The following is a 12,510-nucleotide window of genomic DNA, read 5'->3' on the forward strand; positions in this document are numbered from 1 at the left end:
AGGTAAATGCCTACTATTCAACAATTAGTTAGAAAAGGTAGAGTAGCTCTGGTTGACAAGAGTAAGTCGCCAGCGTTGGACTCATGTCCACAGCGAAGAGGTGTATGTACACGTGTATATACTACTACCCCTAAAAAACCAAACTCAGCAATGCGTAAAGTAGCCCGTGTACGTTTAACCAATGGTAAAGAGGTGAATGCCTATATTCCAGGAGAAGGTCACAACTTACAGGAGCACTCAATCGTGTTAATCCGTGGTGGTCGTGTTAAAGACTTACCAGGTGTACGTTACCACATCATCCGTGGTGCATTAGATACATCTGGCGTAGCAGGTCGTAACCAACGTCGTAGTAAATATGGTACTAAGCGCCCTAAACCAGGACAGGCAGCTGCAGCACCAGCAAAAGGTAAAAAGAAATAATTTAGGAGGACAATAGAAATGAGAAAAGCAAAACCAAAAAAGAGAATCATTCTTCCTGATCCTAAATTTAACGATGTTCAGGTAACAAGATTTGTAAATAACATGATGTACGATGGAAAAAAATCTATCGCTTACACTATTTTCTATGATGCAGTTGAAATTGCAGAGAAAAAAGCTGGCGAAAATGGTTTAGAAGTTTTCAAACGTGCATTAGCCAATATCAGTCCTTCGGTAGAGGTTAAATCTCGTCGTGTAGGTGGAGCAAACTTCCAGGTTCCTACTGAGGTTAGACCAGATCGTAAAATGGCATTGGGTATGAAATGGTTAATTACTTACGCTCGTAAGCGTGGAGAAAAAACCATGAAAGAAAAATTAGCAGCAGAGATGGTATCGGCAGCTAAAGGTGAAGGTGCAGCAGTTAAGAAAAAAGAAGACACGCATAAAATGGCTGAGGCTAATAAAGCGTTCTCACACTTCAGATTCTAAATAGATGATTGAATTTTGAATGATTGAATGATTGAGTTTTGAATGCGTTAAGCTTTCACTCATTCACTCATTTTCTCATTCATTCATTAATAAAACAAGATGTCAAGAGATTTAAAATTTACAAGAAATATTGGTATCGCTGCACACATCGATGCTGGTAAAACTACTACTACTGAGCGTATTCTTTATTATGCTGGAGTTAACCACAAATTAGGAGAGGTACACGAGGGTGCTTCTACTATGGACTGGATGGTACAGGAAGCTGAGCGTGGTATAACCATTACTTCGGCTGCTACTACCGTTTTCTGGAACTACCGTGGTAATAAATATAATGTTAATGTTATTGATACGCCCGGACACGTTGACTTTACTGTAGAGGTAAACCGTTCTTTACGTGTTTTAGACGGATTAGTATTCTTATTTTCGGCTGTTGATGGTGTTGAGCCTCAATCTGAAACGAACTGGAGATTAGCTGATAACTACAAAGTGCCTCGTATTGGTTTCGTTAATAAGATGGACCGCTCAGGTGCTGACTTCTTAAAAGTAGTTAAGCAAGTTAAAGATATGTTAGGTTCTGAAGCAGTAGCTTTACAATTACCTATCGGATCTGAAGACAGTTTCAAAGGTGTGGTTGATTTAATCAACAACCGTGGTATTGTTTGGAATGAGCATGATAAAGGTATGACCTTTACAGAGGTGCCAATTCCTGATGATATGCTTGATGAAGTTGCTGAATACCGTGAAAAATTATTAGAAGCTGTTGCAGGTTATGATGAGTCATTAATGGAGAAATTCTTTGATGATCCTAATTCATTAACTGAGCGTGAAATTTTAGACGCTTTACGTAAAGCGGTATTAGATAATTCTATTGTTCCTATGGTTTGTGGTTCATCTTTCAAAAACAAAGGTGTACAAACTATGTTGGATTTAGTAATGGAATTATTGCCTTCGCCATTAGATCAGGAAGCTGTAAAAGGTACTAACCCTGATACAGGTGAGGAGATTTCTCGTAAGCCAGATGTAAAAGAGCCATTTGCAGCATTAGGATTTAAAATTGCTACTGACCCATTTGTAGGTCGTTTATGTTTTATCCGTGCTTATTCAGGTAAATTAGAAGCTGGGTCTTACGTATTAAATACCCGTTCTGGTAATAAAGAGCGTATATCTCGTATCTTCCAAATGCATGCTAACAAGCAAAATCCTATTCCTTTTATTGAGGCTGGTGATATTGGTGCTGTAGTTGGTTTTAAAGATATTAAAACTGGAGATACCCTTTGTGATGAAAAACATCCGATTGTTCTTGAGTCTATGACATTCCCTGAGCCGGTAATCGGTTTAGCGATTGAGCCTAAAACTCAGGCCGACGTAGATAAATTAGGTATCGCTTTAGGTAAATTAGCTGAAGAAGATCCTACTTTCGTAGTTAAAACTGACGAAGATACTGGTCAAACAGTAATTTCAGGTATGGGTGAGCTTCACTTAGATATTTTGATCGACCGTTTAAAACGTGAGTTTAAAGTAGAAGTTAACCAAGGAGCTCCACAAGTAGCTTACAAAGAATCTATCAACGGTTCTACTGAACACCGTGAAGTTTATAAAAAGCAATCAGGTGGTCGTGGTAAGTTTGCTGATATCAAAGTTGTGATTTCTCCTGTTGACGAAGATTGGGATATTACTAAAAATCCTCTTCAATTTGTTAATGAAATTGTGGGTGGTGCTATTCCAAAAGAATACATCCCTTCAGTTCAGAAAGGTTTTGAAGCTTCAATGAATAATGGTGTACTTGCTGGTTATCCGTTATCAGGCATGAAAGTTCGCTTAATTGATGGATCATTCCACGCAGTTGACTCTGACGCATTATCTTTCGAATTAGCAGGTAAGATGGCTTACCGTGAAGCATTACCAAAATGTCGCCCTGTATTAATGGAGCCTATCATGAAGGTAGAAGTATTAACTCCAGAAGAAAACATGGGTGATGTAATGGGTGACTTGAACCGTCGTCGTGGTCAAATGCAAGGTTTAGATACACGTAATGGCGCACAGGTAATCAAAGCAATCGTTCCTCTATCAGAAATGTTTGGTTATGTAACTCAGTTACGTACAATTACTTCAGGTCGTGCAACTTCTACAATGGAATTTGATCACTATGCTGAAGCGCCTCGTAATGTTCAAGATGAAGTTATAGCTAAATCAAAAGGAAAAATTAAGTCTATCGAAGACTAATTAAGGTATAATGTAAAGGTGTAAGGTGACAGGTTTTAATCCTAAACCTTACATCTTAACCTTTAAAGATAAATCCGTCGTTAGTTATTAATAGCTCTAACTTTCGACATTAATTAAATAAATACGATGAGCCAAAGAATTAGAATTAAATTAAAATCTTACGATTACAACTTGGTAGATAAATCTGCTGAGAAAATCGTAAAAACTGTAAAACCTACAGGAGCAGTTGTTAGCGGACCTATTCCATTGCCAACAGAAAAGAAAATCTTTACTGTATTGCGTTCGCCACACGTAAACAAAAAAGCTCGTGAGCAGTTTCAATTGTGTGCTTATAAACGTCTTTTAGATATTTATAGCTCAAACTCAAAAACTGTTGATGCTTTAATGAAACTTGAATTACCAAGTGGAGTAGAAGTAGAAATCAAAGTTTAATGATTTTTAAAATATTCGAAAAGGGTATCAAAATAATTTTGATACCCTTTTTTATTGAATAAGCCTTTGGTTTTATTCAGAAGTTAAATTGTTACAACAGGAAAACAAAAGGTTTTATATATTAACGGCTTAATTATTCCTGTTCTTTAGAAACTCAAATAAACAGGAAAAACTAAGAAACTTAAGCAGAAAGCAATGAAGACCAAGCACATTTTTTTCTATCTCACGCTCTTTCCCCTTGTAATTTCATCCTGTGCCATAAAAAGGCAAACGGTTCAGGTTAAAACAGCTAAAATTGATGAGTCCGCTATTAAAATAGAACGCCAACAAAAACAAGTTTTTGCATTTAAAGATCAAGGGGTCTTTTTTAGTAATAATTTTCCTTCTGCTCGTATTAATCAGCTGGAAAAAGAGAATGACAGTACTTATTCAATTACGATCAAATCTGAAAACAGACCAATAAATCCTAGCCCATGGTTCGCTTTTAAAGTTTGGGGTACCCCACATAAAAATGTTTATATCAATTTAAAATATCCTGAAGATAAACACAGGTACGAACCAAAGATTACCACAAACTATGTGGATTGGAAAAACATTACTCATGTTAAATTAAGTCCCGACAAAAAACAAGCTAATTTTAAAGTACAACTTTCAACAGATACATTGACTATAGCGGCTCAGGAGATTATTTCTGCTGCCCAATCTTATCAATGGATGGATAAGTTTGTAGCAGAAAGATCTTTAAATAAGCAAGTAATAGGGTATAGTGTAGGTGGAAAACCTATTATTGCTCTAAATACAACCAAAAGTGATGGCAAAAAGGTTATAGTGGTCTTAAGCAGACAACATCCGCCTGAAGTTTCTGGTTATATGGCAATGGTTGAATTTGTTGAGACCTTAACTGGCAATACGGAAGAAGCCCGCAATTTTTTGAAGAATTATGAGCTTGTTATTATCCCAATGATTAACCCGGATGGTGTAGATGAAGGGAACTGGCGTCACAGTTTTGCTGGAGTTGACCTAAACAGAGACTGGACAGATTTTAAACAACCAGAAACAAGGGCTGTTAGAGAATATTTATTAAATAAAGTAAAACAACAAAATGCAAAGGTTTATTTTGCCCTTGATTTTCATTCTACTTATAATGATGTCCTTTATACTAATGAGGATAGGAATGATACCAACAAACCCGGATTAGTCAATAACTGGATAAAGGGATTGCATGACTTTGAAGGTGTAAAGAAAACCGAAGTAAAACCTTCTGGTAACGGGGGCAATGTTTCAAAAGCTTGGTTGGGCAGAGTTTTAAATGCTGAGGCATTAACCTATGAAGTAGGTGATAATACGCCAAGGCCTTATTTAAAACAGAAAGCCAGAAAAGTTGCAGAGGTTTTAATGAACGAATTAAAATAATAATTATTTACGATTTAACAGCTCGTCAAGTTTATTGCGTTCATCTTGCAATTCGCGGGCGAGCTTACGTTCTTTTTCATTTGCCTTGCTTTTAAAGTTCTGGTATTCTTCGGTTATTTCATTATAGAGTTGCGTGCGGTGTTTGGCTTCAGTAATGTTTTTTCCAGAGCGGGTTATTATGATGACCAAGGCCAGAATCAATATGCCTATAATACTCCATACGAAAACGTTGTAACTATTCTTATTAAAAGATAACCCTAAAAATTTTATTTCGTTTATCTTGTCAACGTTTTCGTTCAGAGAAGCATCTTTGCCCGATATTTCGGTTTTTAAATAACTAATGGTTTTTTCGCTGTCGGTAATTTTTAATTTTAGTCTTTTATTTTCTTCTTTCTCTTTTCTTATACTGTCTGTAACATTTTTCCAAAGTGTAGTTAACCTGTTAGGGTTAATCATTCTGTAACCATCTGCCGTACCCATAGATCTTGAAAGCATAAACTGGTATTGCCCGTTAAGAGAGTTATCTTTATTTAAAATAGTATCATTTTTTAAACTGTAACTTCTTTTAACGGGAGCTGCTGCCGTAGGTTTAGTTTGAACAGGAGCGGGGTTAGTTTGGGCTTTGGCTTGAATACCTGATAGGGTAAATATTACTAAAAAGATAGCTAAGAAATTCTTGGTCTTCATACTTAATGATTCTCGGTTAAACAATTGTATCAGCCAGCAATTGAAGCCTGTAAAATCAGGCAACCTTAAATAAAGCTTGCTCAATATAGGCGTTTTTTATAAACTACGAAATATTATGTCACTATTTTTAAACAAAACGAAGCTTATTTTAGTATATTTTAAATAAGAACTTTGTTATTTTGCTGATTTTTAAAATAGCTAGAAACCATAATTGTATATTTGATTTATGACCGCATTGTTATTTACCATCATAGTTTTGCTCGGCTCGTTCTTGGCTGGTTTTTTAGGTTCTTTAACCGGGTTGGGAGGTGGGGTAATCATTATACCCTTGCTTACTTTAGGTTTGGGAGTGGATATACATTATGCTATAGGCGCCTCCATTATATCGGTAATTGCAACTTCTACCGGTTCAGCGGCGGCATATGTAAAAGAAGGTCTAACCAATATGCGTATAGGTATGTTGTTAGAAATAGCAACAACGGTAGGCGCTATATTGGGAGCTGTAATAGCGGTTTATTTGAATGCTTCATACGTGGCTGTTATCTTTGGACTGATTTTAATCTTTTCATCGGCTATGACTTTAAGGAAAAAAGTAGATCATGCTAACCAGGATTATAGTAGTGACTTAGCTAAGTTTTTTAAATTAAATAGTTCATATCCAAATCAGGGAATCGAAACCCCTTATGCAGTAAGAAATGTGGGGGGAGGTTTTTTTATGATGCTTTTTGCAGGTACGCTATCCGGTTTATTAGGCATAGGAAGCGGAGCGCTAAAAGTAGTAGCTATGGATAATATTATGCGCTTGCCTTTTAAAGTATCAACCACCACCAGTAATTTTATGATGGGAGTAACTGCCGCTGCAAGTGCTATTGTTTATCTACATCGAGGACAAATAGATCCTACAATCGCAATGCCTGTTTGTTTAGGCGTATTATGCGGAGCCACTGTAGGAGCAAAGGTTTTGGTTAATGCAAATACAACCAAACTCAAAATGGTTTTTGCTATAGTTGTTACCCTACTGGCCATACAAATGATATATAAAGGATTAACCGGAGGTTTTGGAAGCTAATATGAATAAAGTTACGGATAAAGATATTCAGGCCATTATTGGAAACCTGCTCAGAATAGGTGTTGTTTTATCTATGGCAACTGTTTTAATAGGGGCTGTTATTTACTTATTGGGAAATGCAGGAAAGTCCGTAGAGTACCATACATTTGACTATGCAAAAGTACATCTCAAGGATATTAAGTCTATTTTTACTAATCTCCATGCATTAGAAGGCATTACTATTATACAGCTAGGCCTGCTTATGCTCATATTTACACCAATTGCCAGAATAGTTATGGCTGCTGTTAGTTTTTTTATAGAAAAAGATTACCTTTATGTGCTTATATGTATCATCGTATTGTTAATCATCGCGATGAGTTTAAGTGGCGGATTTGCTCATTAAAATCTCAGACTCAACCTCCCTTCAAAAAGGCTAAAATATTTTTAAAAAATTTTAGCTAACTGTTTGAAAATTAATATTTATTTTCTAATTTTGCGGTCCCTTAGCGGGATTGTATATCCACCTTGAACGAAGCCCTACTGCTTCGATGGGTGTTAATTTAATTAAGAAAATGTCAGGAATTATTGGAAAAAAAGTAGGAATGACCAGTATTTTCGATGCAGAAGGAAGAAATATTCCTTGTACAGTTATCGAAGCTGGGCCTTGTGTAGTTACACAAGTTAAAACCGAAGAAAACGATGGTTATTCATCAATTCAGTTGGGTTATGATGATGCCAAAGAAAAAAACACAAACCAACCATTGAAAGGTCACTTTGCTAAAGCAAGCACAACTCCAAAGCGTAAGTTGGTGGAGTTTAAAGGCTTTGAAGATGCTTTAAATCTTGGTGATACCATTACGGTAAGTATCTTTAATGAGGGCGACTACGTAGACGTAGTTGGGACTTCAAAAGGTAAGGGTTTTCAGGGTGTGGTAAAACGTCATGGTTTTGGCGGAGTTGGTGGTCAGACTCATGGCCAGCACAACAGAATGCGTGCGCCGGGTTCATTAGGAGCTTCATCTTGGCCTTCACGTGTATTCAAAGGAATGCGCATGGCTGGTAGAACAGGTGGAGACCGCGTAAAAATTCAGAACTTACAGATTTTGAAAGTTTATGCTGAGCAAAACCTATTAGTAGTTAGTGGTTCCGTACCAGGAGCTAAAGGATCTTACGTAATCTTAGATAAGTAAGCAGATGGAAGTTAAAGTAGTAAATATTTCAGGAAAAGAGACAGGTGCCAAGGTGCAACTTCCTGAGTCGGTTTTTGGTGTAACACCAAACGACCATGCGATTTATTTAGATGTGAAACAATACCTGGCTAACCAACGTCAAGGAACTCACAAATCTAAACAACGTAATGAGATTGCGGGTTCTACCCGTAAATTATATAAACAAAAAGGTACAGGTGGTGCCCGTGCCGGAAGCATTAAATCTCCATTATTTAATGGCGGTGGTCGTGTTTTTGGTCCGCAGCCAAGAGACTATAGTTTCAAATTAAACAAAAAATTAAAATCATTAGCACGTAAATCTGCCTTAGCGTATAAAGCTCAGGATAACAACATCGTGGTTTTAGAAGATTTTACTTTTGATACTATTAAAACTAAAAACTATATCAATTTAGTTAACGCATTAAATTTAACTGGAGAGAAAACGTTATTAGTTCTACCTGCACAAAATAATAATATCTATTTATCAAGCAGAAACATTCAGAAAGCTAAAGTAACTACCGCTGGTGATTTAAATACTTATGATGTATTAAACGCTGGTAAACTTTTAGTAACTGCTAGTTCGCTTAAAACTTTGGAGGAAGCATTCGCTAAGTAATATGGAAATCTTACAAAAACCAATATTAACCGAGAAAGCATCTTTATTAACCGAAAAGACTAATCGTTTTACCTTCAAGGTAAACCCTAAGGCAAATAAGTTGCAGATTAAACAAGCTATTGAGCAAATGTACGGTGTTAACATTGTATCATTAAACACAATGGTTGTTGTTGGTAAGACTAAAACCAGAAACACTAAAAGTGGTCTAGTTAGCGGTCGTAGCCCTAAATACAAAAAAGCTATTGTAACTCTTAAAGAGGGCGAAACAATAGATTATTACGCAAATATTTAATTTAAATAGAATATAATAATAACTATGGGCTTAAGAAAATTTAAACCAGTTACTCCGGGTACTCGTTTCAGAGTAGGCGCAAGCTTTACGGAGATTACAGCAACCAAGCCCGAAAAATCATTGGTTGTATCTTCTAAAAAATCGGGAGGTCGTAACAATACAGGTAAAATGACTATGCGCTACATTGGCGGTGGTCACAAAAAATCTTTCCGTTTAATTGATTTTAAACGTGATAAGTTTGATATTCCTGCAACAGTTGCTACTGTTGAATATGATCCAAACCGTACAGCACGCATCGCATTATTGCATTATGCTGATGGTGAGAAACGTTACATTATTGCTCCTGAAGGATTACAGGTAGGACAAACAGTTATTTCGGGTGATAAAGCTACTCCAGAAGTAGGTAACACTTTGAGATTAGCTAACATTCCATTGGGATCTATTATCCACAACTTGGAAATCCATCCAGGAAAAGGGGCTCAGTTAGCTCGCAGCGCAGGTTCTTATGCGCAATTAGCAGCCAGAGATGGAAAATATGCAACGATTAAAATGCCATCGGGTGAAACCAGATTAATCTTAGTTACTTGCTTAGCTACTATTGGTGCTGTTTCTAACTCAGATCATGCAAATGAGGTATTAGGTAAAGCAGGTCGTAGCCGTTGGATCGGTCGTCGTCCTCGTACACGTCCGGTAGCGATGAACCCTGTTGATCACCCAATGGGTGGTGGTGAAGGCCGCGCTTCAGGAGGTCACCCTCGTTCAAGAAACGGTGTATTAGCTAAAGGCTACAAAACCCGTTCGCTTACAAAATATTCAAATCGTTTCATCATAGAGAAAAGGAAGAAATAATGGCTCGTTCAATTAAAAAAGGACCTTATATTGACCATAACGTAGAGAAAAAAGTAAACTCTATGAATGATTCAGGCAAAAGGACTGTAATCAAAACTTGGTCTCGTAGATCGATGATTTCACCAGATTTCGTAGGTCACACATTTGCAGTGCATAACGGCAATAAATTTATACCAGTATACGTAACAGAAAACATGGTTGGCCATAAATTAGGGGAGTTCGCTCCAACCAGAACATTTAGAGGTCACTCTGAAAAGAAAAAATAATTAAGAGATGGAAGCAGTAGCAAAATTGAACAATTGTCCAACCTCGCCTCGTAAGATGCGTTTGGTTGTAGATCTGATCAGAGGTGAGCGTGTTGAGAAAGCATTACATATTTTAAAATATACCAATAAAGAGGCAGCAATCAGAGTTGAAAAACTTTTATTATCTGCTATCAATAACTGGGAACAAAAAAATGCAGGTTCTCGCCCTGAGGAAAGCCAATTATTCGTTAAATCGGTAATGGTAGGCGGTGGTCGCCAGTTAAAAAGACTAAGACCAGCTCCACAAGGTCGTGGTTACAGAATTCGTAAACGTTCTAATCACGTGACCTTGGTAGTAGATAGTAAAAACGTTGAAACTCAAACTAATTAACAGAAATGGGACAAAAAGCACATCCAATAGGTAACAGGTTAGGAATCATCAGAGGTTGGGATTCTAACTGGTTCGGAGGCAACAACTATGCTGACAAATTAGTTGAGGACGAAAAAATAAGAAAATACCTTTCAGCACGTATTGCAAAGGGCGGTGTTTCTAAGGTAGTAATTGAGCGTACTTTAAAACGCATCACAGTTACTATTCATACAGCACGTCCGGGAATCGTAATCGGTAAAGCGGGTCAAGAGGTTGATAAAATTAAAGAAGAGTTAAAGAAACTGACTAAAAAAGAAGTTCAGATCAATATCTTCGAAATTAAACGTCCTGAACTTGATGCGCAGTTAGTAGCAGAAGGTGTTGCAAAACAATTAGAAGCTAGGATTTCTTTCCGTAGAGCAATGAAATCGTCTATCGCATCAACCATGAGAATGGGAGCAGAAGGTATCAAAATCATGACTTCTGGCCGTTTAGGTGGTGCAGAGATGGCTCGTACAGAACAGTATAAAGAAGGAAGAATTCCTTTGCATACTTTCCGTGCTGATATCGACTACGCTTTAGCAGAAGCTTTAACAACCTATGGTAAAATAGGTATTAAAGTTTGGATATGTAAAGGTGAGGTTTACGGTAAACGCGATCTTTCTCCAAATATCGGTGCTGCCAACAATGCTCCAGGCAAAGGTGGTAGACCAGAAGGTAACTTCGGTGGCCGCGATGGTGGCAGAGACAACAGAGGTGGCGACAGAAGAAACGATAAGCGTGGTGGTGGTCGTCATGGAAGAGATAATAAAGGTGGAAACAACAGAGGTCCACGTAAATAATTAACAGTCGTTCAACGATAATAATAAAATAAGATGTTACAGCCAAAAAGAACCAAGTTCAGAAAGATGCAAAAAGGCAGAATGAAAGGTCTGGCCACTCGTGGTTCAGAATTATCATTCGGGTCTTTCGGGATTAAGTCTTTAGAAGCAACTTGGATTACAAGTCGCCAAATAGAGGCTGCCCGTATTGCAGTAACTCGTTATATGAAACGTGAAGGTCAGGTTTGGATTAGAATTTTCCCGGATAAACCGGTAACTAAAAAACCTGCTGAAGTACGTATGGGTAAAGGTAAAGGTGCTCCAGAATATTGGGTTGCCGTAGTTAGACCCGGACGTATCATTTTTGAAGCAGAAGGCGTGCCGTTGGCAATTGCTAAAGAAGCATTAAGACTTGCTGCTCAGAAATTACCTGTTCAAACAAAATTTGTAGTACGTAGAGATTACGTAGAAGCATAAAATAAGGATTAGGATCAATGTTGTAAGTAACTTGTTATTATAACCGCTAGACCTAACATAAAATTTAATAAAATGAAAAACTCAGAAATCAAAGGGCTTTCTCAAGAAGAACTAGTAGCTAAGATTGCAGAAGAAAAGCAAAACTTAACAAAGTTAAAATTTGCACATACAATTTCGGCTATTGAAAATCCTAGTCGTATTAAAGCGATCAGAAAGGAAATAGCTCGATTAAACACTGAATTGACTAGCGTTAAAAAAGCTCAGTCAGCTACTGAAACTAAATAACTTTAGAGTCGAAATGGAAAGACAATTAAGAAAAACAAGAACCGGGTTGGTGGTAAGCAATAAGATGGACAAATCTGTTGTTGTAGCGGTAGAGCGTAAAGTGAAACACCCGATTTATGGTAAGTTCGTTAAGAAAACTACCAAATTTATGGCTCATGACGAGAAAAACGAATGCGGTATCGGTGATACAGTATTGATCATGGAAACTCGTCCGCTGAGTAAAAACAAGAACTGGAGATTAGTACAAATTTTAGAAAGAGCTAAATAAGATGGTACAACAGGAATCAAGATTAAACGTAGCCGATAATAGCGGCGCAAAACAAGTATTGGTTATCCGTGTACTTGGTGGAACCGGCAAAAGATATGCTTCGATTGGTGACAAAGTTGTTGTAACCGTAAAAAGCGCATTGCCTTCTGGTAACATTAAAAAAGGAACTGTTTCTAAAGCAGTTGTAGTAAGAACGAAAAAAGAAATCCGTCGTAAAGATGGTTCATATATTCGTTTTGACGACAATGCAGCCGTGTTGTTAAACAACCAAGATGAGCCTCGTGGCACACGTATCTTTGGCCCGGTAGCAAGAGAACTGCGTGAAAAACAATTCATGAAAATTGTATCATTAGCACCGGAGGTATTATAA

Annotated in this window: 19 protein-coding genes; 18 read left to right on the forward strand and 1 reads right to left on the reverse strand. The window is 37.3% G+C overall.

What is annotated here, in order from left to right:
- Positions 1–6 precede the first annotated feature (6 nt).
- The 5 genes from rpsL (at position 7) to ACLHG9_RS04920 (ending at position 4,974) form a co-directional block, all read left to right on the forward strand.
- Complete coding sequence (gene rpsL, locus ACLHG9_RS04900; protein ID WP_002993550.1) at positions 7–420, forward strand: 30S ribosomal protein S12; 414 nt, start codon at positions 7–9, stop codon at positions 418–420.
- Between the two features lie 18 nt (positions 421–438).
- Positions 439–906: a 30S ribosomal protein S7 gene (rpsG, locus tag ACLHG9_RS04905; RefSeq protein ID WP_410220404.1), complete on the forward strand. Its 468-nt coding sequence runs from the start codon at positions 439–441 to the stop codon at positions 904–906.
- A gap of 99 nt (positions 907–1,005) precedes the next feature.
- The gene (gene fusA / locus ACLHG9_RS04910) at positions 1,006–3,129 is read left to right on the forward strand and encodes an elongation factor G (RefSeq protein ID WP_410220405.1); all 2,124 of its coding nucleotides are present in this window, start codon (positions 1,006–1,008) and stop codon (positions 3,127–3,129) included.
- 126 nt (positions 3,130–3,255) lie between these two features.
- Positions 3,256–3,561, forward strand: coding sequence for a 30S ribosomal protein S10 (gene rpsJ, locus ACLHG9_RS04915; RefSeq protein WP_008244591.1), 306 nt, complete (start codon positions 3,256–3,258; stop codon positions 3,559–3,561).
- A 195-nt stretch (positions 3,562–3,756) separates the two neighbouring features.
- Positions 3,757–4,974, forward strand: coding sequence for a M14 family metallopeptidase (locus ACLHG9_RS04920; RefSeq protein ID WP_410220406.1), 1,218 nt, complete (start codon positions 3,757–3,759; stop codon positions 4,972–4,974).
- Positions 4,975–4,977: 3 nt separating this feature from the next.
- Here ACLHG9_RS04920 and ACLHG9_RS04925 read toward each other — a convergent pair whose 3' ends face one another.
- Positions 4,978–5,661: a hypothetical protein gene (locus ACLHG9_RS04925; RefSeq protein WP_410220407.1), complete on the reverse strand. Its 684-nt coding sequence runs from the start codon at positions 5,659–5,661 to the stop codon at positions 4,978–4,980.
- Positions 5,662–5,887: 226 nt separating this feature from the next.
- Here ACLHG9_RS04925 and ACLHG9_RS04930 point away from each other — a divergent pair, with 226 nt between their 5' ends.
- The 13 genes from ACLHG9_RS04930 to rplN all read left to right on the forward strand — a co-directional run bounded on the left by ACLHG9_RS04930 (position 5,888) and on the right by rplN (position 12,510).
- Positions 5,888–6,730, forward strand: a complete 843-nt coding sequence (locus ACLHG9_RS04930) for a sulfite exporter TauE/SafE family protein (RefSeq protein ID WP_410220408.1) — start codon at positions 5,888–5,890, stop codon at positions 6,728–6,730.
- A gap of 1 nt (position 6,731) precedes the next feature.
- Positions 6,732–7,112: a DUF1634 domain-containing protein gene (locus tag ACLHG9_RS04935; protein ID WP_410220409.1), complete on the forward strand. Its 381-nt coding sequence runs from the start codon at positions 6,732–6,734 to the stop codon at positions 7,110–7,112.
- A gap of 169 nt (positions 7,113–7,281) precedes the next feature.
- On the forward strand, positions 7,282–7,899 hold the full coding sequence (gene rplC / locus ACLHG9_RS04940; RefSeq protein ID WP_410220410.1) for a 50S ribosomal protein L3: 618 nt from the start codon (positions 7,282–7,284) through the stop codon (positions 7,897–7,899).
- Positions 7,900–7,903: 4 nt separating this feature from the next.
- Positions 7,904–8,533 carry a 50S ribosomal protein L4 gene (gene rplD, locus ACLHG9_RS04945; protein WP_243360565.1) on the forward strand — a complete coding sequence of 210 codons (630 nt, stop codon included), beginning with the start codon at positions 7,904–7,906 and terminating at the stop codon, positions 8,531–8,533.
- A 1-nt stretch (position 8,534) separates the two neighbouring features.
- Positions 8,535–8,825, forward strand: coding sequence for a 50S ribosomal protein L23 (gene rplW / locus ACLHG9_RS04950; protein WP_410220411.1), 291 nt, complete (start codon positions 8,535–8,537; stop codon positions 8,823–8,825).
- Between the two features lie 24 nt (positions 8,826–8,849).
- Positions 8,850–9,674 (forward strand): 50S ribosomal protein L2, encoded by an 825-nt coding sequence (rplB, locus tag ACLHG9_RS04955; RefSeq protein ID WP_410220412.1) that lies wholly within the window; start codon positions 8,850–8,852, stop codon positions 9,672–9,674.
- A complete protein-coding gene (rpsS, locus tag ACLHG9_RS04960) occupies positions 9,674–9,940 on the forward strand; it encodes a 30S ribosomal protein S19 (protein ID WP_097132819.1) in 267 nt (88 codons plus the stop codon). The genes rplB and rpsS overlap by 1 nt, the downstream gene beginning before the upstream one ends.
- A gap of 7 nt (positions 9,941–9,947) precedes the next feature.
- Positions 9,948–10,310 carry a 50S ribosomal protein L22 gene (gene rplV, locus ACLHG9_RS04965; protein WP_243360570.1) on the forward strand — a complete coding sequence of 121 codons (363 nt, stop codon included), beginning with the start codon at positions 9,948–9,950 and terminating at the stop codon, positions 10,308–10,310.
- Positions 10,311–10,315: 5 nt separating this feature from the next.
- Positions 10,316–11,131 carry a 30S ribosomal protein S3 gene (rpsC, locus tag ACLHG9_RS04970; RefSeq protein WP_243360572.1) on the forward strand — a complete coding sequence of 272 codons (816 nt, stop codon included), beginning with the start codon at positions 10,316–10,318 and terminating at the stop codon, positions 11,129–11,131.
- A 33-nt stretch (positions 11,132–11,164) separates the two neighbouring features.
- A complete protein-coding gene (rplP, locus tag ACLHG9_RS04975) occupies positions 11,165–11,587 on the forward strand; it encodes a 50S ribosomal protein L16 (RefSeq protein WP_243360573.1) in 423 nt (140 codons plus the stop codon).
- Between the two features lie 72 nt (positions 11,588–11,659).
- Positions 11,660–11,872, forward strand: coding sequence for a 50S ribosomal protein L29 (gene rpmC, locus ACLHG9_RS04980; RefSeq protein WP_243360575.1), 213 nt, complete (start codon positions 11,660–11,662; stop codon positions 11,870–11,872).
- A gap of 13 nt (positions 11,873–11,885) precedes the next feature.
- Positions 11,886–12,140 carry a 30S ribosomal protein S17 gene (gene rpsQ / locus ACLHG9_RS04985; RefSeq protein WP_113638059.1) on the forward strand — a complete coding sequence of 85 codons (255 nt, stop codon included), beginning with the start codon at positions 11,886–11,888 and terminating at the stop codon, positions 12,138–12,140.
- A 1-nt stretch (position 12,141) separates the two neighbouring features.
- The gene (gene rplN / locus ACLHG9_RS04990) at positions 12,142–12,510 is read left to right on the forward strand and encodes a 50S ribosomal protein L14 (RefSeq protein WP_199132375.1); all 369 of its coding nucleotides are present in this window, start codon (positions 12,142–12,144) and stop codon (positions 12,508–12,510) included.

The sequence above is a fragment of the Pedobacter sp. genome (genome assembly GCF_046462515.1).
GTDB lineage: Bacteria > Bacteroidota > Bacteroidia > Sphingobacteriales > Sphingobacteriaceae > Pedobacter.